Here is a 22,578-nt window from a genome sequence, read left to right on the forward strand (position 1 = left end):
ATGGTTATTCTCAACTCTTCCCCATTCTTCTTTTGGTTTGAATTTAAAAGAAGATGGATTTAATACCGACTTATCTTGCATATTGAAAGTGTAAGTTCCAGTATAATTTTCATTTGCTAATACATCTATTACATTACCATTAGTCCAAGTTGGTCTAGGTTTTTTCTCAGTTCTAATTATCGAATATTCAAAATCAAGATTTGTTAATTCACTCTTTCTTTTCGATGGTGTTGGAATTTTTTCCTCATTTAATATCTTAGCTATATTTCTTGAAGATATTCCATCTAGTGCAAGTTTGAAAATTTTCTTTACTATCCAAGCAGTTTCTTCGTCAACTATGATTTTGTGTTTATCATTAGGATCTTTCATATATCCCAATGGTGGACTCCAAGCTAAAAACTTTCCTTGTTTTTTAAGTGTAGTCATAGATGACTTTACCTTTTCAGAAATATCTTTTGTGTAGAAATCATATAACAGTCCCTTGAATTGGATATCTAAATCTGTTCCATTTCCCTTTTCTTTGTTGCTATCATAGCCATCATTTATGGCGATAAACCTTACTCCTAGGAATGGAAATATATTTTCAAGATAATCTCCAAGTGTTATATAATCTCTCATAAATCTGGATAAGTCTTTTACAATTATCGTCTGGATATTATTTTTCTTTACATCTTCAAGCATTCTTTGAAAGGCTGGTCTATTTTCATTTGTTCCAGAATATCCGTCATCGACATATTCTTCTCTTGTGACGTTCTTAAATTCTTCATTCTTATCTAGATAATCATTTAGATATGCTCTTTGATTTATAATACTTTCACTCTCATCAGTCTTTATCATGTCTTCAACGGATAATCTGATATAAAGAGCAATCTTACTCATCGTCTGTTCCTCCTACCAAATTATCAATATTGAATTTAAAGACTATTTCAAATTCGTGTTTATCATAAACTATTATTTTTTCAATCAAGCTATGGATTAAATCACCTGGTAGCTTTTCCAAATTCTTTGAAGCATATAAATCATTTATCCATTTTGTTGATTTTAATCTTTCTTTTTTAAGCTTTGAGATATTAACTTCAATTTCTGAAATCTCGTTATCAAATGTAGACATATGACTTTGAGCAATCTCTCTTCTTAATAGATACTCATCTCTATCAATCTTACCTAGACTGTATTCTTCATAGGCTCTTTGAATGATATTTTCTTCATTTAGATTTTTTCTTTTAAGATTTTCTATGTCTTTCTTAAAAGTATCTATTGCTTTATTAAATCTAGATTTAATTCGGTTAACAAATTTTGTCTTGCTAGTTGTCTTCATAATAAACTCAGAAATCTTATCACTGATTGCCTGATCTAAATCTCTTTCCATAATGAATACTGATTTTTCGGGTTTTATACTTCCACTAAATCTCTCATTCTGAAATGAATAATAAAGTCTATCTTTATTTTTACCATAGATACGAGTTCTTCTATTAAGTTCTTTGCCAGTATTATTATTGATTACAAGACCTTTAAATCTGTTTTCATAGTCCCTGTTTTCAAAGTTGTGCATTGGCGAACTGAAAACATGATTTTTCTTTCTCTCTCGTCTTTCTCGTAAGATTCTTTCGTGAACTTCCTTAGAAATGATTGGTTCATGTGCATTCTCACAAATTATATACTGACTTTCGTCTACAAAATGTTGTTTAATTCCTTTTGCAAGATTTTGTTGCTTAACTCCTTGTACTAAAGTCCCCGTATAAGCTGGGTTTGTAAGCATTTTTGAAATTGTCCCTTTATTCCATTCAGGATCATCATTTTCTCTGTAAACTCTCCCAGTTTTATAGTAAATCATTCCAGGAGCATAGCCTTTTTCATTAAAATGCTTTGCGACTTCATATTGGCTTTTGCCTTGAAGAGTTAAATCAAACATCTCTTCCACAATAAATCTAACATTCTCATCGATTACAAGTTTTTGACCTTCTTTAGATTTTTTAATCTTGTATCCATAAGGTGGAACAGAACCAATAAAGTATCCGTTTCTTGCCCTATTGTGTTTTGAGGTTTTTATCTTAACTGAAATATCCTTAGCATACATATCGTTGATAATGTTTTTAAGAGTAACCTCAAAAGATTTCTTTGAGTCTGTTTCTTTTACTGTGTCTAATTTATCATTAACCGAAATAAATCTAACACCTAGAAATGGAAATACTTTATCAATCAATCTTCCCATCTCAAGATACTCTCTTCCAAGTCTTGATAAATCTCTTATAATAATGCAATTGATTCTTCTATCCCTAATATCTTGCATCATATTCTGAAATGATGGTCTTTCAAAGTTTGTTCCACTATATTCATAGTCAGTGTAAACTTCTAAAACATCTATATTTTCTTTTAATGCATATTCTTTACAAGACAGTATTTGAGTTTCTATTGAGTATGATTTTTCTCTCCACTCTTCTGTTCTTTCGTTGGATAGCCTTGTATAAATTCCGGCCTTAAAGACTTTTCTTTCTGTCTTTTCGCTTTTCTTTTCAATATATCTTTTGGAAGTTCTTGCCATTATAAAACACCTCCAGCTAATTGCATTGGAGTCTTATTTTCAAGAGCATTTCCAAAAACCTTATTTATTGAAATCAAATTCTTCTTTACTTCGGACTTGCTTTCACTTTCTTCTTTTATAAGGGTCTTCAGTAAGTTAACTGTTTCCAAATTATTAAAGACAAAATTAATCTCATTATTTTCTCCGATTTCAATTCTATCTATAAAAGATACAATTGTTAGTCTATTTAGACTGCTTAAATCAGTGGGAACAATTTCGGAAACCAAACTGTCCTTGTTTTTCATCTTTTCTTGCAAATTGGCAAGTATATTTTTCTTTGTAGCAATTTGTTTCTCTATTTCCCTGATTTTAATAAGATAATTTTTTCTGAACCTTTCAAACTCTTCAGAAGTTATAAGTTCATCTTCTAAGTCCATATATAAAGACTGTCTAAGTCTTTCATACTTTCTTTTTTCTGAGTTTAAGCTTTCAAAATCAATGTTAAATGTTACTTTTGATACATCTAACTTATTAACTTGACTTAGTAGTTCATTATATTTTTTTAAATAATCTTTAAGTGCAAAAAGAGTCATATCCAGTAGATAGTCTTCTTTTATACTATGTCTTGTGCAATCTCCTTTGTTATTATAGTGAGAACAAATATAAAAAATATTATATCCATTCTTGGACTTAACCTTTCTTCTAACCATTGAAGATCCACAATCTTTGCAATAAAGCATTCCTGATAAAATATGTGGTATATCTGCCGATTGTTTTACATCTCGAAGCATCATCTTATTAGCCAAAGCATAAATGCTTTTTGAAATAATAGGCTTATGAGAGTCGTTTATTACAATCCAATCTTCTTCATTTACTTCTACTTCTCTCTTAGACTTGTAATTTAGTTTTCTAGTTTTCCCTTGTTCAAGCACTCCTATATAGACCTTGTTTGTAATAATCCTATTGACCATTTTTGCGTCCCATTTAGAGTCTTTAACAATAAAACCAGTAGTATGATTATCGCCAGAATTTTCCTTATGCTTAGATGGTGTTACACAACCTATGCTATTTAAAAAATCTGCAATAGCCTTAGATGAATAGCCGTCTATCTTCATATTGAAAATTCTTTCAATTATATGTGAAACTTCTGTATCGACGACTAACTTATGTTTGTTTTTGCTATCCTTCTTATAACCAAAAGGAGCAAATGCACCAATAAATTCACCATTCTTTCTTTTAATTTCTTTTGAAGATTTAACCTTCATAGAAATATCCCTACAATAAGAATCATTAATAAAGTTTCTTATCGGAAGAATTAGGTGTGTATCGCTTACATCTGCATTTTCACTATCATAGTTATCGTTTACGGATATAAATCTTATACCTTTCTCTGGGAATATCTTTTGCAGATATTTTCCTGATTCGATATAATCTCTCCCAAAACGGGATAAGTCCTTCACAATAATTGTTTTGAACTTCTTTTCTTCAAGATCTTGAATCATCTTCTTAAATTTTGGTCTGTCAAAATTAGATCCTGAAAAGCCATCGTCTACATATTCAGCAACAACTTTAAAATCATTGTCCCTTGCATATGATTTGATAATCTGTCTTTGATTTGAAATAGAATTACTTTCTGTGCTATCTCCATCCTCTCTCGATAAACGAAGATACATACAAGCAAATTTTTCCATCACAAAACCTCCTTAATTTGTATTTGGGCAAATAGTCATTAAGGAGTTCTTCTACCACTTATATTTTACCGCACCCAAGTTTTTAAGTCAGCACCCCAGCTTATAGTCTTATACAAGCTCTACATAAATAAAGCTCAACAATATCTAGTAAGTCGAGGGACTCTTTATCACTTTGAGTGTAAGTAATTTTTTTAGAATAATCTTCTTTTGATATTTGCTCTTTAGGTTTATATTTCTTCTTTTCTTTTGTATTCATAGGTTTTACCTCACAATATAAAATTAAAGTTTTTTGACATTGACAAGTGCCTTGGATTAGCAACATAGGAATCTCACCTCCGCCTCTGTTCAGGATGAGCCGGCTTCAACCTTAGAAGTATCATTATCCTCATTTTCTTCATAGCGAATAGGGTGTCCCTCCCTATATTCAAACTCTTACTTATCGCTCCCTTTCTTATTCCCTTGCTTTTAGCTTAGCAGTACTTGTTTTGCCGAATTATTCAGCAGAAAGATCTTGGCGGATAGGTTATTACGCTCCAAAAATGATTAACGTCTTGTCTTGGTCTATTCAGTTGTTAAGGTTCAAAATTTATCGAGAGTCATTAATCTTTTTTAAATTTGACCATCAGAAAATACTTATCTTGATGAAACAAAATTGTTTAAAATTACCCTCTTATACTTAACAGTGAAAAGAAGTCTTTCTTGGTAACCAATTTTCAAAAATAAATTTGTTTAAATAAAAAGGTCCAATTCCCACTGCATAAGTAACAGTGAAAATTAGACCCTCTTGGCAACTGTCATCTAAAAGTTTTCCAACATTTCCTTTAGTTTTTCTAAGACTTTATTACGCCTTTTAATAACGGCTGGATGAGAAATATTCAGTTTGGCAGCTACTTCTCTAATTGTTTCTTCTTTATAAAAAAGACTTTCTATCAAATCCCTTTCAACAGGGTTGAGTTTAGAAATAGCTCTTCTTACTTCTTCAATCATTTCCTTTGTTTCGATAATTTTTTCAACATCAAATTTCAGATCCTCTAAATTTTCTTCAAAATTACCATCATGATCATAGGAACAAAAAAGAAACAGTTATTTAACCTGTCTCTTCTCATTTGATATTTCTCTTTATTCAATTCACTATGATAAGCAAGATATACCTCTTTGCTAACAACCACTTTCTTTCCTTCTACAAATAAATAGTAATCTTTGTCCATTAATTTTTCCTCCTTGTTGACATGAATTTCTTTTGTTTAAAAATTAAATTCACACAAGGAGGACTTCTAATTCTTTGCATATATTCTCCTGGGCATAAAAAAAGACCGAAAGAAAATAAATTCTTTCAGTCAATTAATGCCAATATTAAATTTAGGTGCAAATCACCCATCATGGATATTATATATGCACTTAAGTACACATAAAATTCGTATATGGTACTTTTTTCATTCGGAAATAGTACGCAATCAGTTCGTCATAAATTAATTTCTTATATATTCATTATTTCTTCAATGCTACGACCGTCTTCAAGTTGACTAATAGCAGTTGGTAAAGTATATCCCCAAATTATTACACCAACCAATGCAATTGCTTCCTTTTTTCTTTGATAATAAACAGTTCTCTCTAAAGATACACTTCTCATACATGCTTCATCAGTAATCTTTTTTTCAGCAATGTAGTAGTTATAAATAATCTTATGATAGATTTCTCCATACTCTGGATAAACTTTTAGCCTAACACAGGCATCATAAATTATTAAAAGCATAAGCTTACTATCCATTACATTGGAAACTCTATTATTAAACTTTTCTTCAACTTTTTTCTGGAGCAAATGTAGAAAGATACAAGTAAGCAGATTCTGAAGTTGATCCATAGTTTTCTTTACTCTCAAACATCATAAAATTTGCCCTGCTATCTACTGCCCAGGTAACTTGTCTATATAAACTTAAAATAAGTTTTGCAGCTGAACTGATCTCTTCAAATTTCAAGTTGCTATCTGCATACATGTTCATTATATTCTTTAAAGTTTTACTTATTCTCAATCTAATCACCCCAATACAACTTATTTACAAACTTGAATGTTTGTGCTATAATATGAATATAAGTTCAGTTTGTATTATATCTCAAATTGAAAAATAATTCAAGCACTATTGTTCGTATTAAAAGTTATAAATGCACATTAGTTCAGGAGGTTAAAATTATGGCTTTTGCGGATAGATTAAAGGATTTTCGTGAAAAAGAAAAGTTAAGTCAAGCAGATTTTGCAAAAATGATAGGAATAAGTACAAGAACTCTTGTACATTATGAAGATGGAGAAAGATACCCAAGAGATGTCGAGGTTTACAAAAAAATAGCTGAAGTTATGGACTGTGATTACAATTATCTTCTAGAAGAAAGTGACGAGTTTTTAAATAGAGTTTATAACATGGGTGGTAAAAGAGAATTAGAAAAAGCTAGAGCATTAACAGAAGGTCTAAGCTCTTTATTTGCAGGTGGAGAAATTTCTGACGAAGATAAAGATGCTGCTTTTGAAGCTATTACTCGTGCTTATTGGGAGGCTAAAAGAGAAAACAAGAAATACGGTCGTAAGAAAAAAGATTAGGTGATTTTATGAGCATGAATCGCTATATATATGATAAGGTTAATCGACTTATAAAAAAATATAAGACACGAGATCCTATCGAATTAATAGAAGCTTTGAATATTAACCTGGTATATCTACCTGAAACAAAAATACTTTTAGGAATGTACCATTATATTCAAAGGAACAGATTTATTTTTATCAGTAGCAACACAAATTTTAATAGAAAGACTATATTAGCACATGAATTAGGTCACGATCAACTTCACAGAGATTATTGTATGAGTGGCGGAGCTTTTCATGACCAGACAGTTTTAAACCCTACAAATAAATTTGAAACTGAAGCTAATATTTTTGCAGCTCATTTATTAATTAGTGATGAAGATGTCCTAGATAATATCAATGATCAAGTTTGTGATTATGAAATCGCAGGACAGTTAGGTGTAGATATAAATTTACTGAATCTAAAAATTTCTGAGTTAGCAAAAATGGGCAAGTTTAATAAACCAGTTAATGTTAATATACCTCAGGGAGATTTTCTTAAAAACTATCGCCCTGAACATGATGATTATTATTAGGAGACTCTATGGGAATTTTTATTACAGGATATTTTTTATTAATCCTTTCTGGAATAGTTTTCTACTATCTCATCTCTACCTACTCTGTAAAAATTTCAGCATTTTTGATTGATTTTATAGTTGTAGGTTTAGGATTTTATATATCCATAAAAGATAAACTTGATAACAAATTAGCTATTCCCCTTTCAATTACAGTAGTAATTATTTATGGAATATTGCTAGTTTTAATAAATCAAAAGCTACCAAGGATTAGTAAACTTTTAAACTATATAATTGCTTTCATAGGATCATCAGTTGCCCTATGGTTGGCACTTGATTTTATAACAAACACTCTAGCCGCTTTTAAAATAATAGGTCAAACTTATCATCAATTACCAATAACAAAAAATATGATGATAAATTCCTTTATACATTATGTAATTGTATTTTTGATTAGTATTCCAGTGTTTAAAGGTAGAATGAAATTTATATTTGGAGGAAATTATGAGTAAAGAAATGGATAAAAATAAAGACGAAAATCAAGATAAAAAAGAACTTCAAATTAGATCATCTGCTGCTGAATACTTGACTTTTATTGCAGCTAATGGTGATGACAAAGAAGCTATAGAAATTAGATATGAAGATGAGAATATTTGGCTAACTCAAAAGATGATGGCAGTTCTTTATGATGTCAGTACTGCAGCAATAAATCAGCACTTAAAAAAAATAATTTGATGATAATGAATTACAAGAAAAAGCAACTATTAAGAATTTCTTAATAGTTCAAAAAGAAGGTTCTAGAAATGTTTCAAGAGAAACAAAACACTACAACCTACAAGCAATTATTGCAGTAGGGTTTAAAGTAAATAACGAACGTGCCGTCCAATTTAGAAAGTGGGCAAACCAAATTGTAAAAGATTTTACAATTAAAGGTTGGGCAATGGATGATGAAAGATTAAAAAATTCTGGCACAAAACTTACCAAGGATTATTTCGAAAAATTACTTATAAAAATTCGTGAAATTAGATTATCTGAGAGAAGATTCTATCAAAAAATCACAGATATTTATGCCACATCTTTAGACTATGATCCATCTGCAAAAGCAACAAAACGATTTTTTGCAGCTATTCAAAATAAATTGCACTATGCAATTCATGGAAAAACTGCAGCTGAATTAATTGTAGATAGAGCCAATCACAAAACTAAAAATATGGGACTTACTACTTGGGAAGGCTCTCCAGATTCGAAAATTCATAAATATGATGTAGTCGTTGCAAAAAATTATCTAAACGAAGAAGAATTAAATCAAATGCAAAGAATTGTTTCATCTTATCTGGATATGGCAGAAATGCAAGCAGAAAGACATATTCCTATGACAATGGAAGATTGGGAAAAAAGATTAAATGGCTTTTTACAATTATGGGATAAAGAAATCTTAAATGATGCAGGAAAAGTATCTGCAGCTCTTGCAAAAAAGCACGCAGAAAGTGAATTTGAAAAATATAGAATTATACAAGATAGACTCTACAAAAGTGATTTTGATAAGTTCCTAGAACTCGAGGATAATACTAAAGATTTAGAAGAATAACTTAATACACGCTTAATGCTTATAACTTTAATAGCAAGCACAGTAAGTGAGTACCCACTTACGAAAAATTGATGAAGCAGAACCTTTATGGACTGCTTCTTTTTTTATCAATTTTACCTTGTTAGGGAGAACCCTAAGACCCCAATATTTTATGATAAGGAGATATTCTATGGATAATAGAAAAAGAAATAATCAACTAAAAATATATTTAACAGATGAAGAAAAAGAAATTTTTTAAAAAGAAAATGAAACTTGCAAATTGCAAAACTATGTCCCACTTTCTTAGAAAATGTGTATTGGAAAAAGAGATTTATGTTGTAGATTTAGAACCATTTAGAAACCTACAATGGCTGCTTTCAAATGCAACAAATAATATAAACCAGATCGCAAAGGCTACTAATACAACTGGTGTTATTTACAAGAATGAAATTGAATCAATGAATAAACAAATAGAAAAATTATCAAGAGAAATATGGCAGATCCATTCCCTACTTCTTAATAAGTCAAAAGAAAGTTCTGGAGATTAGTATGGCAATTACAAAAATACATCCTATAAAATCAACTCTAAATTTGGCAATAGATTATATAACTAAGAGTGAAAAAACTGATGAAAAAGTCTTGGTATCTTCATTTAAATGTCATCCATCTACTGCCCATATTCAATTTATGAAAACACGAGAAGATAACGATACTAAAGGGACAGTTTTGGCTAGACATTTAATCCAATCTTTTCTACAAGGAGAGGTTGATCCTATAAAAGCTCACGAAATTGGAATGGAATTATGTAAGAAAATTTTAAAAGAAGATTATGAATTTGTTCTTGCAACTCATATAGATAGAGGGCATATCCATAACCATATTATTTTTAATAATGTTAATTACAAGACTGGTAAATGCTACCAATCTAACAAAAAAACTTATCATAAAATCAGGTATCAAAGTGATGAATTATGTAAAGTAAATAAGCTTTCAGTCATTGATGAATATTATGAAGCTTACAAAAGAAAATATAAAACTGCTGGTAAATCTTGGTATGAGTATGACCAAAACAAGAAAGGAAATTCTTGGAAATCTAAATTGCAATTTGATATAGATAGAATGATTAATAAGTCTAAATCGTGGGAAGAGTTTTTAGAAAATATGAAATCTCTTGATTATGAAATTAAGTTTGGTAAACACATTGCTTTTCGCCATAAAGATAAGCAAAGATTTACAAGAGCAAAGACTATCGGAGAAGATTATACTGAGGAAAAAATCAAAGAAAGAATAGATTTAGCTATAAAAAACAAAGCTAATCCTATTAAAAAACGTGTAGGAAATGTTATTGATATATCTACTAATGAAAAAGCTCAATCCTCTAAAGGTTATGAAGTTTGGGCAAGAAAACATAATATCAAAACAATGGCTGATTCAATAATTAAACTTAGAGAACAAGGAATTAATTCAATCACTCAACTCGATGATCTAATTAAAAAATCTGCTGATGATAGACAAGACTTATTAGATAAAATAAAGAAGATTGAAACTGAAATGAAGAGTTTATCTCAAGATATGGAAAATATAAATACTATAAATAAGTATCGTGAAATATATAAATACCACAAGAAAAATCCTGAAGATAAGCAATTTGCAGATGAGTATTATAGTGAACTTTCCGTCTATAAAATAGCCGCAAAAGAAATTTTAGAAAACTATAAAAAACTACCAAACACAAAAGAAATACTATCAAACCTCGATAAATTGCAAGAAAAAAAGAACACCCTTATGCAAGAGTATTCTTTGAATAAAGAGCAATTTTCTGACCTTGTTCAGTATAGGAAAAACTATGAAAATTATTATGGAAAGGAGGTGGAGAGATAATTACTCTTTAATCTCTCTACTTTTTGAATAAATTTTATAATCATCTTTAATCTTTTCCCATTCCAAAGTGAGTCTTAAGTTGTTTTTTAAAAATATTTTTTGAGAAAGTTCAATTTTACTCTCATAAATTATATTCTCATAACTAATTATTATTTCAAAAATATCTGCGAAAAATTTTTCTTGATTATTTGTTTGGTAAGATGAGCATATTCTATTACATGATTCGTAAATATTATTAGTTTTATCATAAAGAGAGTTATATTTTATAGCCTTATTAATAATCTCACCTGATACTATAAAATTAAGCAATAAAGATGTTGTATCATTTAATCCATTGATAAAAACTGCATATACAAATAAAAATAAAACAATAAAAGAAAAAACGTAATACGACTTTTTATTCAGTTTAGCTAAATTTGATGTAAAAAAAGAATTTTGATGTGTATTTGCTAAAGCTTTAATGAAACCAGCTTCTATATCTTTATTGTCAAAATATTCATCGCTATTATAACATGGTATTATCTTTCTACCAAATGAGTTGTCTAGAAACATGTTAAATCTGTCTTTATTTCCCAAATCAAAATAATAATTTCTGTAATATATTGCTACTGTTTGAATTAATAAAATTACAGCAGAAATTATGAGCAATATTTTTATATTTAAAATCGAAAATCTAACTTGTACTAAGGAAATTATTAATAATAATATTGATAATGAATCAACTACATAACCTAAGTTTCTAGACTTATTATGACTATCATCTTGTGGTGTTTTACCCATATTCTTTACCATCCTTATTTAATATCATTATAGATTCTATTAAAAAGGTATTTCTTAATCTTTGATTTTTAACAATTGGAAGTATATATCTACCATGGCAATTTCTCAATTTAAAACCCGAATTGCAAAAACAAGGTAAATGACCTTTGTATTTATTATGGTAAATTAAAAATACCATTTTAATGTACTGTTCTTTTGTTAATCCCCACTCTTCCGTATAATAACTTAATAAACCCTCATATCCATGTTTCCTTTCCCCAAATGGAAATACTCCATATTTAAGATGCCAATCTGCCGAAAATATAAACGGATCTAAAAAATCTATTTAAAAATTCTGAAATTGAGGGTTTATCAATAAGATATTGAAGTATCTCCCCAACAGTTGCTAAGCAAATACTATTATCTTTATATACATGTTCTAGTTCCTCTTTTAAGTTGAAGATATATACTTTTGGAATACTAATGGGATACTCATAATCCATTTCTATTTTAATATCCTTGACCCCATCTAAAATCACATCATTATGTTTTAAGGAATAATGATATTTTCCGTATATACATATATTTGATTCTTTGTAATTTACCTGCAATTCTGTTTGTTGTTTTAATAAGTCATTGATTTGCTCTCTTATATTATTCACTATATCTCCATGGCTTCGTTGGGTTTACAATATTTACATTATAAAACGCATCTGAGTACATCTTTGAATTAAAGTCATTATGAATAGATTTTTTAAATTCTACCTCTGAATCTATACTTATAAAATTTGATAAGTCAGCTATCCAACTATTCATAATATTCTTTTCCGATTCAGATATACTACTTATAAAATCTTCTCTCAAATCAACAGGATTTAAAATTTTATTATCTACCATTATAGATATTTGCTTGTTCTTGAATTTATGAATAAACACTTTTATTATATCTATAATAGATAAATTGAACTCATCTTTAACAGAGTCTGCTATCAAAGCTGTTATTAAAATAGAAGATGGCTTAGATTTAACATTCCTACTTCTATCATAAAATATATCCCTATGTCTTTTTACAACCTGTACTGCTCTTTGTAAATTTGATCTATAATAGTAATTTGGTATATTCTCTACTTTATTATATATTTCTCTTAGTTCGACAGGAAAATTGTGAAACTGTTCCATTTTCATTTCTGTTGAAATAAACCTTTCGCTAATATCTTTAAACCAATCACCAAATCCTAAAGGATTGCTAGTCAACCATGAATAATTACTATCTTCTTTCTCAGTTATTGATACAGTCTTAAATACATAATTTAAATCTACACCTGAATTAACAATTTCAGTCATAATATTTTCTTCCTCATTAACACAAGGAACAATATCTAGATTAAATCCTACTCCCCCTGATACCTCTGCATACTCTAAAGTCCAGCAGTTTTTATCTTCTTTTGATAATTTAGACTTATATAATTCACTACTTTTTATACAATCACCAACATCATTTTTTGTACTTTGTGGATCTGTATTTGATTTTTCTTTTTTAATAAAGCTAAAATATCTAAATCGTAATTCTTATCTTTTCCATCTCTATATGGTCTTATGACAGTTCCTAACAAAAAAGAACCTTGTGGATAAAAATCAGATTCAAGATCATGCCCATTTAAATACTCAGAAATAGCCTTGTATTTCTCTCTAGCATTTTTCTCCATAGTTGGAGTAATATCAATATCATTAAGACTTTCAATCAACAATTTATCTCTTTTTTCCATTCTATTATTACCCCCTATTTTCTCGGTCCTAAAAACTTATCTCCATTCAAATGAATCATATGATCAGGTAAATCAGCAATCCACACTTCTGTTTCCCATGCCAATGAATCAGAAAACCTCTTAAAAGTTTTAAAGTCTAAAAATGCAGTTACATATATTTTCCCTGATTTAACATCCTTAGTCATTTCTTCAATTTCTAACATCCTTTTAGGTGTCATGTGTCCAACAGATGTTACTGACTCAATAAAGTAAATCCAATCCTTGTCTTCAGAATACAAAACTACATCAGGCATTTTATCATGGAGTGTTATCTCAAAACCGAGTTCTTTTAGTTTCTCCTCATTTTTTACCAAATCCTTTTGAATTGTGTCACCAACATATAAACATTCAGAATTCTCAGCGAATCGTGGAGCAAATTCTTCAATAATTAGCTTTTGAAGTTGATTGTGCTTGCCTGGTGAAAATTTAAATTCGTTTCCATTTATATTTACTGGCATTTTCTTCATGGATTTTTTAGATTTATACAAATCCATTAAAGTATCATGATTACTTAAAAAGTCTAGTTTGCATTTTTCCCAATCATCAGTCTTATATGTCTTTACCAATCCTAACATTTCATCTGTTAACCTATATCTATAATTCGGACTATTTGTCGCTTTTCCATTATCTTCTATAAAAGCAGCATTTCTAAAGTGGTGTATTGCCTGTTTTCGAAATGTCTCTCTACTATTTTCAGCATATGCAAGACCATAATTCTCCGATATAAATAATATAATATCATGTATCCTTATCCAATTATTAGTTGCATTGCACCATAAATCTTTATCCTTAATATTAGCTAGAGCCAATATAACATATCCACATAAATCCGACTGTTGTCTTTCTGGTACTTGCATTTCCTTTAAAAGCTCTTTTGCTTCTTCTAATTTAGACATAAATATACCTCCCTAATATTTCATCACATGTTTTTTCTGACATATCTTTACCTTTATCAAATCTTTTCCCATATTCTCAATGTATTCTAGTGGAGGAACTGGCATAGAATTAATTTCTGTTGAATTAACTTGAGTTGAACCATTTAAAATTCTATAATACTGATCATATAAAGTGGAATTTAGAACCACATATAATCCATATACTAAACACTCAGATAAATTTTCAAATCCAGTTATAAAATTTAATTTATTTTGAGTGCTTATCTTTTCATACTCTGGATATTTTTTTGCTAAATAGACTCCACATTGTAGTCGTCTCTTTTCTTCTTTAGATGTAAATCTCTTTACAAATAAATAATTTTTATTCTCTTGTAATAACCCCTTTTTTGAATTTAAAATATATTCATTATCCTTACCCATTGGAAAAACAACTTTTCCATCCTTTATATGCTGAGAATAGAATAAGGGTACTGCTTCTTCTTCAGATCTATCTCTCAATACTTCACTATTTCTAAAATCCACAGTTAATCCTGTTTTCATTTTTAATCCCAAGCTTGGCAAAGTATCTTTCCACTCTTTTACTTGTTTTATTGTATTTGCTTCTTCTTCATTTGTAATTAAATATATATATTTATTTTTTTTAGAAACAACTAAATCATAATCTGCTTCAAAAATTGTTGTATTTTTAAAATCAAAATTTCCATTATTAGATGTGATTGTTATAAATTCAGGGGGTATTCTTGTCTTTTTAGCCTTTATTATCATAGTTTCTTGTAAGACAGATTCTTTATCAAAAACCTTATCTCTACTCGTAAATAAATGTATATGCTCCAATGACATTTCTTCTAAAAATTCTTCTCTAAATTTTTTAAAGTATGCTCCAGATGTCCAAGATCTTGGAACAATAAATACCAGTTCCCCATTTTCTTTTAGATTGAAATTTGACATTTGCATAAAAAGAAAATATAAATTAGGAGAACCATAACAAACATCTGACATTATAATTGCTTCTCTGTCTTTTTTACCAATTTTCTTATATGGTGGATTACATATAACTAAATCATATTTTTTAACATTGTTATACATTCCTAAGAAATTATTGTATTCATAATCCTGACTTATAATATAATTCTTATCTATAATTCTATATTCTATATCTATATTTGAATTTTCCTTTACCCAATATAAATTAGCTTCCAACAAATTTACAATGTCTTCATCTGTTTCATAACATGTTAAATTTATCTTTTTTATCATTTTGCTATCAATAATTCTCTGAATTAGTGCCGCAGAAAGAACTCCAGAGCCAGCTCCTGGGTCAAGAATAGATATCTCATCTCTTTTAATATTTAAGTCAAATAAAGATGCCATGAATATTGCTGCTTCTTTACTAGTAAAAAATTGTCCTATTCTTTTTCGAGTTTCTTTAGATGCAATCTTAATATATTCATTTGTCTTATTTAAAACATAATCAATTATTTTCATCTTTAACTAACTCCATAATTTCGTAAAGATTACAATTTAATCCTTCACATATTCTTAACAATACGTCAGTTGTAATATTCTCCCCATTTTTCATTTTATAAAATGTACTTCTACTAATATTTGTTTTTTCCATTAATTCTGTATTATTTAAATCTAGGTCAATCATTTTTTTAAATAGCTTTTTATAGCTGATTTTTAACATGACTATCTCTCCATTCATGAATTCTGTATCAGTTATATTATATCATAAACCTTCACTTTTTTCATAATATTATTCACTTTTCTAAAACATAAATACAAAAAAAATAAAGGCAGTCCGAAGACCACCAATATTTGTGTTTTCCACCAAATTTCTATCTTTTTGCTGCTTCTATACTGTTAATTTAATATAAGCTACTGCAAAATTTTAATAAGAGTACAATCCTATCAAATTTAAAATCAATATTAATTTTTAAAGTATGAAACACTTGTTAGCATCCTATAAAAATTTTTTCCATTAGTGTAGGCTTTGAACAACCATAAACTTTTTCTTTTCCATATATCACAGACTTCACTAGAAAAATAATATATGCTCCAAACAAATATATTAGTAAATATAAAATTATTATATCTAGAACTTGTTTTAACATAAACATCCCTCACTTTTTTTATTTCTACGATTATAATAAGTTGGCAAGATGTTTAATCTCAGTTTTTATATCTATGAGAGTTTTCATAAATCATAAAATATAATCTCCAAATAAGTTTTAATCATATAATCTTACATAACCGGATATATATAGCCAAGCTCCATAGCCTTATTATAGGCTTCAACAATATTTTTAGATTGTAATTTATCATATATATTTGCTATATGATTATAAAGGGTCCTCTCACTGATAAAAAGCTTCTTGGCAATATCTTTTTTGCTTGACCCCTTTATTAATTCTTCCAGTACTTCTATCTCTCGTTTAGTCAGTGGATCAACAATGTATTTATCTATTTTCTTATAGTTTCCTTTATATACATTATTTATTCTTGCTAAGAGTTCTTCTATTTCAACAGACTTATTTATAAAATCCTTTACTCCTAACTTAAAAGCCATATCCTTGTAATTATCTAAGTCATAAGATGTTAAAACTATTATCTTTTGTCTGGGATTTTCATCTATCAAATATTTAATTAAATCAAGACCAGTCTTATCATCTTTTAAATTTATGTCAATTAAGAAAATATCGTAGATTTCTTTTTCTATCATTTTTAAAAACTCTTGGGCTTTTGATACATAGGCACATGAAATTTCTTCTTGCTCTTCTAAAAGCATCTTAAGAGATCCACCAAATAATTTATGGTCATCAAGCAAAATAATTTTCATCTTTTTCCACCTCCAAGCTAACTCTTGTTGTAAGTATTCCCTTGTTTAATCCATAGGAAATATTTCCTGAATTTGAATCTATCAAAAGTTTAAGCAGCAAAACCCCTCTTTTAGATTCCTTAATCTTATTAAAATCATCTGATCTTGCGCCATCACTTTCCATTTCTATATATACAAAATTTCCTTTTTTATAAAGTTTATAAGATAAATATTTAGCATCGGAATGCTTATATACATTATTTATAAGTTCTTTTGATATTATTGAAATCAACCTAATTAATCTTTTATCCTCTGTCATATCACTATCGATATATTTAGTAATTTCAATATTTTTATCTGGATATAGTGAAGCTACATTATCAAATATAGCTAATAGAGATGTTTCCAAATTTGCTTTTTCAAATAAAGAAGATTGGTAGAATTTCATTATATTTCGTGCTTTTTCCTCAAGTTCTCTTAGGATATTTTTAGAATATTCTATATCAGGATTTTTTGAAGATAAGTAATTTTTACTTGCATATATATCTTGCAAAATATCGTCATGAATAATTCTTGCAAATTCATCTCTTTCGCTCGCCATATAGTCTGATAGGTAATAAAGTTTGAAGGTTTTCTCAAAAGCTAACTCTTTCTCCTTTAAAAATAAGATAAAGAAAAATTCTGTAATAAGAAAAACTATTTGAGTAAATATATTTATCATTGCCGTATCTATATCAAATAAGTAAATTACCACAAAAATAAAAAATACTAGTTTGATAGTAAATGTTTGTGTAGATTTTCTTGATATTGGTAAGATGTTTATATATTTAAAACTCTCTATATCCATGTATTTTTTAATAAACAGGCATGTTGAAGCAATACTAATAATGGCAAAGGAGACTTTATAGTGTAGATTATTTATTAAAATAAGGCTCAACGGCAAAAGAGAAGTAAAAACAACCAAAATGGAAACAAATTCCGGTATTTTTTTATTCGAAATTTCTGTGTATATAAGTCCATACAAGGTGAAAAATAATATAAGTGAAACTGCATTTAAAATTGGGCCCTCTTTTACTAACAAATTGTTTTTAAAAAGAAGACCCCAAAATAAAATTATCATTAAATGGCTTATTACAATTTTTTCTAATTTCTTATACATATCTAATAGTAACTAATTACAATCCTTTCTTTATTAATATTAATACCCAAAAATATAATAATTGAAGCTAAGATAATAAACTTAGTAAGAAAATAAAATGTAAAGGAGTTTGTAAAATTATATACAATGGCAGATGTTATCATAATAGCTAAAGATAGTCCTATCAACCGAATTTGGAGAGAATTTATTTTATTCATGTTTCTAGTATTAAGAATTACAAAAACTATTATTAGAGTGTAAAGAAAACTTGATAAAATTAAGTTTATACCAATGGTTAAGCTTAGATCAAGTTTAACTAGGTTTAATACAAGGCTTGGAAGGACTATTATCAAAGCCCCTAAATAAATACTAAACAAATATTTGGCTAGAATTTTTTTTATAGAAAGTCCATTTGCAAGTAAAAATTCAAGTTTTTTGCTAATCTTATCTGATACCAAGGTATTTTTAGCGAGTTCTACTCCAAACATTACAAAAAGTATTAAAATTCCATCAATTTTAATTGTATCGATGACCTTATTTATCTCTTGGCTTCCTCCATCAGCAAAAAATAGAGCCATAAAGGAGCAGATTAGTGCCATAAGAGACATTAATAAGGCATTTTTATCTAAAAGCTTTTTTAAATCGTTAATGACTAACTTCATGACCATGACCCTTCTTTATTAATTATAGATTCATTGTTTATCTTAGACAAATCTTTCATAGAAAAAACTGCAAAGATTAATCCTAAGCCAATATTTATACCTAGTATGATATAAATAAGATTTAGATTATATCTTTCTATTAATGATAGAATCTTCTCTGAAAAAGTGCCTATCATGTAAATTAAAATTGTTGTTCCAAAGAAAACTATATTTTTGAAAAACTTAAAGTTTTTTTGGGATAAACTTATAAGGTTAAAAAATAGTATTTCAAAATATGTCATTCCTATCATTGTAACAAATATGCCTACAATCCACTTAAATTCGATTTTAAAGTCTACTAGGACATAAGTTAGGAAAAATAATAAAAATGGAACAATAGAAGATAGTCTCCACATTTCTATTGCATAGGCTTTAATCACATCTTTTATATTAATTCCTGATGCTAGAATAAATTCAATACGTTTATTTAGTTTATCCTTGACTGTAAGATTTACAACCATAGAATTAGACATAATTAATGAAATTCCAAGCATTAGTACATATAGCATTAATATAATATAATCATTTCCTCTAGAATCAAACATCCCTTTATATAGTAAAAAAATAAAGCCAAGAGAAATCAAAGTAGATAATAATAAATTTAAAATAAAATCCTTGTCTTTACTTAAATAGTACCTACAGGCTCTATTAATATTCATCTTATTTTTCATTTTGTACCTTCCTCTATAAATAAATCTTCTAAGCTCTCTCCCTTAATTTCTCCAATATTCTTTGTAAAAAGTAACTCTCCTGATTTAATCATAGATACTTTATCAGCTATCTTTTCAATTTCTGAGAGGTCATGACTAGTAATTACTATGGTCTTACCTTCATCCTTTAGTAATTTTATGAGTTTTCTAATCTCAACTCTTGATATTGGATCTACCCCACTAGTTACCTCATCTAAAAATATTATCTCCCTATTCATCATTACAATAATTAATAAAGATAATTTCCTTTTCATTCCCTTAGAATATGTTGATACTTTCCTATCTAAATCATTTGTTATTTGAAGAAGCTCAGAATATTTTTTGTAATTTATAGGCTCATATCCAAAATATAAACCATATAATTTTATATTTTCTATTCCAGTCTTATCTTCATACAAATAATCATTCTCTAAAAGCATTGCATGATTTCCCTTAACGATAACTTTTCCATTATCTTCATAATATAAATTCGTTAATATTCTCAGAAGCGAAGTTTTTCCAGAACCATTAGGACCTACTATTGCATGCACTGTATTTTCTTCAATTTCTAAAGAAAAACTGTTGAATAGCTTTTTATTTTTAAAGTTTTGGCTCATGTTTTTTACTTCGATTACATTCATATTAAAAGCCTCCTAAACTCATCATTTAACTTATTATAAAACCAAGCACAATTTTCTACTCCTATTTCTTTTGCTCCAATGAGTCCCCTTATAATGCATTCACTACAAAAAAATTTCTTCTCACAATTTTCACACTCGGAATTTACATAGCTAGGTGCTTCTATATTTCTTATCAAATCTAATATTTTATAATTTTCTGTGTATAGCTTACCGATATCAGTATTAAATACATTGCCAAAGCTTTTTATAAGTGTTTGATCATCCATAGCACAAAATTTAATATCTCCCTCTGGAGTAATAGATGGATTTCTTGTAAATGCTCCACAATTTTTAACGTTTGGATCTCCGTCCTTTACTTGATATAGAAAACCATATCCATACTTATTATTTATTTTTGAAATAACTTCATTCAGTTTTTCAGAATCTTCTTTAGTTTTTAATAATAAATTATTATTGTCTTTTAAAGCAGCTCTTCCCATTGGTATAATTGAAGATAAACCATAAGTCTCTATGCCATTTTCATGAATCCAATCAGCAATATTTTCTAATTGATCTATATTATTCGGTGTTATCATAGTTACAATTCTCATATATATTCCCATTTTGTGAATCCTAACTATATTGCTTTTTATGATATTCGAAATGTTTTTTATTCTAGAACCCATAAACCAATTAATATAATCGTCATTGTCTCCATGTAGATCTATTTGTACTACCGTCTTGTCCCTATTTTTATATATTTCATTAAACAAGTCTTCATTCCAGTTTGTTCCATTTGATAAAATACTTACTAAATGATAATTTAAAGAATATGCCTTGTCTAAAATATCAAGAAATCTTGGATGACAGGTAACTTCTCCACCCGTAAATTCTACTACTCTAGTACCAGATCTTCTTGCATCTTCTAGTACTTTAAATATCGATTCAGTATTGTCTTTAAATTTATTATAGCATGAATATTCACCATAACAATGTAAGCACTTTACATTACAAGTATGTGTTATTTCAATAGATATTGCTGATGGGTACTGTGTTTTACCATTTCCTAAAACCCTTATTTCATCATATCTCGGATTTTCTAATCTATCAATAACAATGCCATAATTGAGAATTAAAGAATTTAAAAATTCATTTAAATTAATTTTAGCTTCTTCAATTAAGCTCGTATTATTATCACACATCTTTTTAGCAATTTCATCAAATGTATGATTTCCATCTAACCAAAGTATTATGTTTGTTGCATCATTATTTATTCTATAAAGAGATTCACCCATTTTCTCATATCTATTTTCAACAACCAAAATATTGGCATTTTTTTGTTTTTCAATTGCTTTTATATTTTTAGCCTTTAAATACACCTTTTCATATCCCCCGACTTAATACTACATCCTACAGACAAAACTTTTTTAGCTGTAAACTTATCAAAAGTTATTACTAGTCTCAAAACAAATCGACTAAAAAACTATAAAAAATTAATTATAGTTTTTTTATTTGTCATATTTATATATGAGACTAGTAAACATAACTTTTTACTCTCATTCTTGTTATCCAAGAATTTCCCCCTTCTTCTTAGAAGAATCCTACAAAACCAGCTACACCTACACCAGCTGCTGGACTAGGACCACAGAACATACATCCTGTACATCCCGCACATAGTTTGCAACCATTACCCATTGCTACGATTTCAGGTTTCATATTCTCACCTCCTTACAACCATATTTTATTTCATTCTTAATTTAATTACATGAGTAAATACTGCAAATTTACAAAAAAATAAAGGCAGTCCGAAGACTGCCAATATTTATCTCTCTGCACCTTTGCTATGGTCTTTCTTGTTTTATTTAGTTTTATCTTCTGTCTTAAAGCTTTTTATTTGCCCTAATATGAACTTTTTATCTTTATCTTGAATCTTTACTTGTTCTTTTGATTTTAAGAGCTTAGAAGACAAAATACGAACATTTTTATGTTCCTTTCCGTTGTTATCAATGCTTGTTTTTACTTGACCAAATATTTTAACAAAATCTCCTTTTTTTAGATTCTCTAAATCTTTTGTCTTATCTCCATAAGCTGAACAATTAGTATAAACTTTATTTCCATCGTCATCTTTTGAAACGATTGAAAAGTTACTTACTTCGAATTTTTCTCAATTAGCTTTTTCTCTTTCAAGATTTTCAAGTTTTCCAGCTTTACTTTCTGGTGAAAAATAATAGATATCAAATCTATAATTTTGATCCTCTATTTATCTTGTAATCAACCTTAATTTTATTAACAGACACTCTCTTTTCAGAAGTTCTTTGTCCTTATTTTCCTTTTTTTCTGCATTTCTTTTCAGCTTATTTTCTTTT

The 22,578-nt window shown here is 28.3% G+C and carries 26 protein-coding genes and 3 pseudogenes; 7 read left to right on the forward strand and 22 right to left on the reverse strand.

Features of this window, described 5'->3' with window-relative positions:
• The 7 genes and pseudogenes from HGPT_RS04690 to HGPT_RS10615 form a co-directional block, all read right to left on the reverse strand.
• Nucleotides 1-879: recombinase family protein (locus tag HGPT_RS04690; protein WP_019138699.1), on the reverse strand; the 879-nt coding region annotated here is incomplete at its 3' end.
• Complete coding sequence (locus tag HGPT_RS04695; RefSeq protein WP_019138700.1) at nt 872-2,542, reverse strand: recombinase family protein; 1,671 nt, start codon at nt 2,540-2,542, stop codon at nt 872-874. The genes HGPT_RS04695 and HGPT_RS04690, both read right to left, overlap by 8 nt.
• Nucleotides 2,542-4,212, reverse strand: a complete 1,671-nt coding sequence (locus HGPT_RS04700) for a recombinase family protein (protein ID WP_000410321.1) — start codon at nt 4,210-4,212, stop codon at nt 2,542-2,544. Before HGPT_RS04700 ends, HGPT_RS04695 begins: the two co-directional genes overlap by 1 nt.
• Before the next feature lie 100 nt (nt 4,213-4,312).
• Nucleotides 4,313-4,534: a hypothetical protein gene (locus HGPT_RS09165; RefSeq protein ID WP_000924587.1), complete on the reverse strand. Its 222-nt coding sequence runs from the start codon at nt 4,532-4,534 to the stop codon at nt 4,313-4,315.
• Between the two features lie 476 nt (nt 4,535-5,010).
• Nucleotides 5,011-5,420, reverse strand: a pseudogene (locus HGPT_RS04710) (sigma factor-like helix-turn-helix DNA-binding protein).
• Nucleotides 5,421-5,689: 269 nt separating this feature from the next.
• Nucleotides 5,690-5,980 carry a hypothetical protein gene (locus HGPT_RS10610; RefSeq protein ID WP_245544137.1) on the reverse strand — a complete coding sequence of 97 codons (291 nt, stop codon included), beginning with the start codon at nt 5,978-5,980 and terminating at the stop codon, nt 5,690-5,692.
• 31 nt (nt 5,981-6,011) lie between these two features.
• Nucleotides 6,012-6,242, reverse strand: a complete 231-nt coding sequence (locus HGPT_RS10615) for a hypothetical protein (RefSeq protein WP_245544138.1) — start codon at nt 6,240-6,242, stop codon at nt 6,012-6,014.
• Between the two features lie 158 nt (nt 6,243-6,400).
• Here HGPT_RS10615 and HGPT_RS04720 point away from each other — a divergent pair, with 158 nt between their 5' ends.
• The 7 genes and pseudogenes from HGPT_RS04720 to HGPT_RS04745 all read left to right on the forward strand — a co-directional run bounded on the left by HGPT_RS04720 (nt 6,401) and on the right by HGPT_RS04745 (nt 10,786).
• Entirely contained in the window at nt 6,401-6,802 is a 402-nt protein-coding gene (locus HGPT_RS04720; RefSeq protein WP_000852880.1) for a helix-turn-helix domain-containing protein, read from the forward strand.
• Between the two features lie 8 nt (nt 6,803-6,810).
• On the forward strand, nt 6,811-7,359 hold the full coding sequence (locus HGPT_RS04725; protein ID WP_019138702.1) for an ImmA/IrrE family metallo-endopeptidase: 549 nt from the start codon (nt 6,811-6,813) through the stop codon (nt 7,357-7,359).
• Nucleotides 7,360-7,367: 8 nt separating this feature from the next.
• A complete protein-coding gene (locus HGPT_RS04730) occupies nt 7,368-7,850 on the forward strand; it encodes a ligand-gated ion channel (protein ID WP_019138703.1) in 483 nt (160 codons plus the stop codon).
• Nucleotides 7,843-8,073: a virulence RhuM family protein gene (locus tag HGPT_RS09955; RefSeq protein WP_019138704.1), complete on the forward strand. Its 231-nt coding sequence runs from the start codon at nt 7,843-7,845 to the stop codon at nt 8,071-8,073. The genes HGPT_RS04730 and HGPT_RS09955 overlap by 8 nt, the downstream gene beginning before the upstream one ends.
• A 43-nt stretch (nt 8,074-8,116) precedes the next feature.
• The gene (locus HGPT_RS04735) at nt 8,117-8,926 is read left to right on the forward strand and encodes a virulence RhuM family protein (RefSeq protein ID WP_245544150.1); all 810 of its coding nucleotides are present in this window, start codon (nt 8,117-8,119) and stop codon (nt 8,924-8,926) included.
• Nucleotides 8,927-9,095: 169 nt separating this feature from the next.
• Nucleotides 9,096-9,453: pseudogene (locus tag HGPT_RS04740) on the forward strand (plasmid mobilization protein).
• A 1-nt stretch (nt 9,454) separates the two neighbouring features.
• Entirely contained in the window at nt 9,455-10,786 is a 1,332-nt protein-coding gene (locus tag HGPT_RS04745) for a relaxase/mobilization nuclease domain-containing protein (RefSeq protein ID WP_019138706.1), read from the forward strand.
• On the opposite strand, the gene HGPT_RS04750 is transcribed toward HGPT_RS04745, so the two are convergent.
• The 15 genes and pseudogenes from HGPT_RS04750 to HGPT_RS08865 form a co-directional block, all read right to left on the reverse strand.
• A complete protein-coding gene (locus HGPT_RS04750) occupies nt 10,787-11,566 on the reverse strand; it encodes a hypothetical protein (protein ID WP_019138707.1) in 780 nt (259 codons plus the stop codon). It lies immediately after the preceding gene.
• A 278-nt stretch (nt 11,567-11,844) separates the two neighbouring features.
• On the reverse strand, nt 11,845-12,207 hold the full coding sequence (locus tag HGPT_RS04755) for a hypothetical protein (protein ID WP_019138708.1): 363 nt from the start codon (nt 12,205-12,207) through the stop codon (nt 11,845-11,847).
• Nucleotides 12,200-12,889 carry a hypothetical protein gene (locus tag HGPT_RS04760; RefSeq protein WP_019138709.1) on the reverse strand — a complete coding sequence of 230 codons (690 nt, stop codon included), beginning with the start codon at nt 12,887-12,889 and terminating at the stop codon, nt 12,200-12,202. The genes HGPT_RS04755 and HGPT_RS04760 overlap by 8 nt, the downstream gene beginning before the upstream one ends.
• Before the next feature lie 134 nt (nt 12,890-13,023).
• Nucleotides 13,024-13,311, reverse strand: coding sequence for a nucleotidyltransferase family protein (locus HGPT_RS04765; protein WP_019138710.1), 288 nt, complete (start codon nt 13,309-13,311; stop codon nt 13,024-13,026).
• Between the two features lie 14 nt (nt 13,312-13,325).
• The gene (locus tag HGPT_RS04770) at nt 13,326-14,246 is read right to left on the reverse strand and encodes a BsuBI/PstI family type II restriction endonuclease (protein ID WP_019138711.1); all 921 of its coding nucleotides are present in this window, start codon (nt 14,244-14,246) and stop codon (nt 13,326-13,328) included.
• Between the two features lie 12 nt (nt 14,247-14,258).
• A complete protein-coding gene (locus HGPT_RS04775) occupies nt 14,259-15,731 on the reverse strand; it encodes an Eco57I restriction-modification methylase domain-containing protein (protein WP_245544139.1) in 1,473 nt (490 codons plus the stop codon).
• The gene (locus HGPT_RS04780; RefSeq protein WP_019138712.1) at nt 15,718-15,933 is read right to left on the reverse strand and encodes a helix-turn-helix domain-containing protein; all 216 of its coding nucleotides are present in this window, start codon (nt 15,931-15,933) and stop codon (nt 15,718-15,720) included. The genes HGPT_RS04775 and HGPT_RS04780 overlap by 14 nt, the downstream gene beginning before the upstream one ends.
• A gap of 558 nt (nt 15,934-16,491) precedes the next feature.
• Nucleotides 16,492-17,085 (reverse strand): response regulator transcription factor, encoded by a 594-nt coding sequence (locus tag HGPT_RS04785; protein ID WP_019138714.1) that lies wholly within the window; start codon nt 17,083-17,085, stop codon nt 16,492-16,494.
• Nucleotides 17,066-17,665: a sensor histidine kinase gene (locus tag HGPT_RS09960; RefSeq protein ID WP_245544140.1), complete on the reverse strand. Its 600-nt coding sequence runs from the start codon at nt 17,663-17,665 to the stop codon at nt 17,066-17,068. Before HGPT_RS09960 ends, HGPT_RS04785 begins: the two co-directional genes overlap by 20 nt.
• A gap of 560 nt (nt 17,666-18,225) precedes the next feature.
• A complete protein-coding gene (locus HGPT_RS04795; protein ID WP_019138716.1) occupies nt 18,226-18,864 on the reverse strand; it encodes a hypothetical protein in 639 nt (212 codons plus the stop codon).
• Nucleotides 18,861-19,574 (reverse strand): hypothetical protein, encoded by a 714-nt coding sequence (locus tag HGPT_RS04800; protein WP_019138717.1) that lies wholly within the window; start codon nt 19,572-19,574, stop codon nt 18,861-18,863. Before HGPT_RS04800 ends, HGPT_RS04795 begins: the two co-directional genes overlap by 4 nt.
• The gene (locus tag HGPT_RS04805; protein ID WP_019138718.1) at nt 19,571-20,233 is read right to left on the reverse strand and encodes an ABC transporter ATP-binding protein; all 663 of its coding nucleotides are present in this window, start codon (nt 20,231-20,233) and stop codon (nt 19,571-19,573) included. The genes HGPT_RS04800 and HGPT_RS04805 overlap by 4 nt, the downstream gene beginning before the upstream one ends.
• A complete protein-coding gene (locus HGPT_RS04810; RefSeq protein WP_019138719.1) occupies nt 20,230-21,591 on the reverse strand; it encodes a radical SAM protein in 1,362 nt (453 codons plus the stop codon). The genes HGPT_RS04805 and HGPT_RS04810 overlap by 4 nt, the downstream gene beginning before the upstream one ends.
• A 211-nt stretch (nt 21,592-21,802) precedes the next feature.
• Nucleotides 21,803-21,928: a hypothetical protein gene (locus tag HGPT_RS10410; protein ID WP_012797179.1), complete on the reverse strand. Its 126-nt coding sequence runs from the start codon at nt 21,926-21,928 to the stop codon at nt 21,803-21,805.
• A 142-nt stretch (nt 21,929-22,070) separates the two neighbouring features.
• Nucleotides 22,071-22,415, reverse strand: a pseudogene (locus HGPT_RS08865) (hypothetical protein); the annotation flags it as partial.
• Nucleotides 22,416-22,578 lie beyond the last annotated feature (163 nt).

The sequence above is a fragment of the Peptoniphilus timonensis JC401 genome, assembly GCF_000312025.1.
Taxonomy (GTDB): domain Bacteria; phylum Bacillota; class Clostridia; order Tissierellales; family Peptoniphilaceae; genus Peptoniphilus_A; species Peptoniphilus_A timonensis.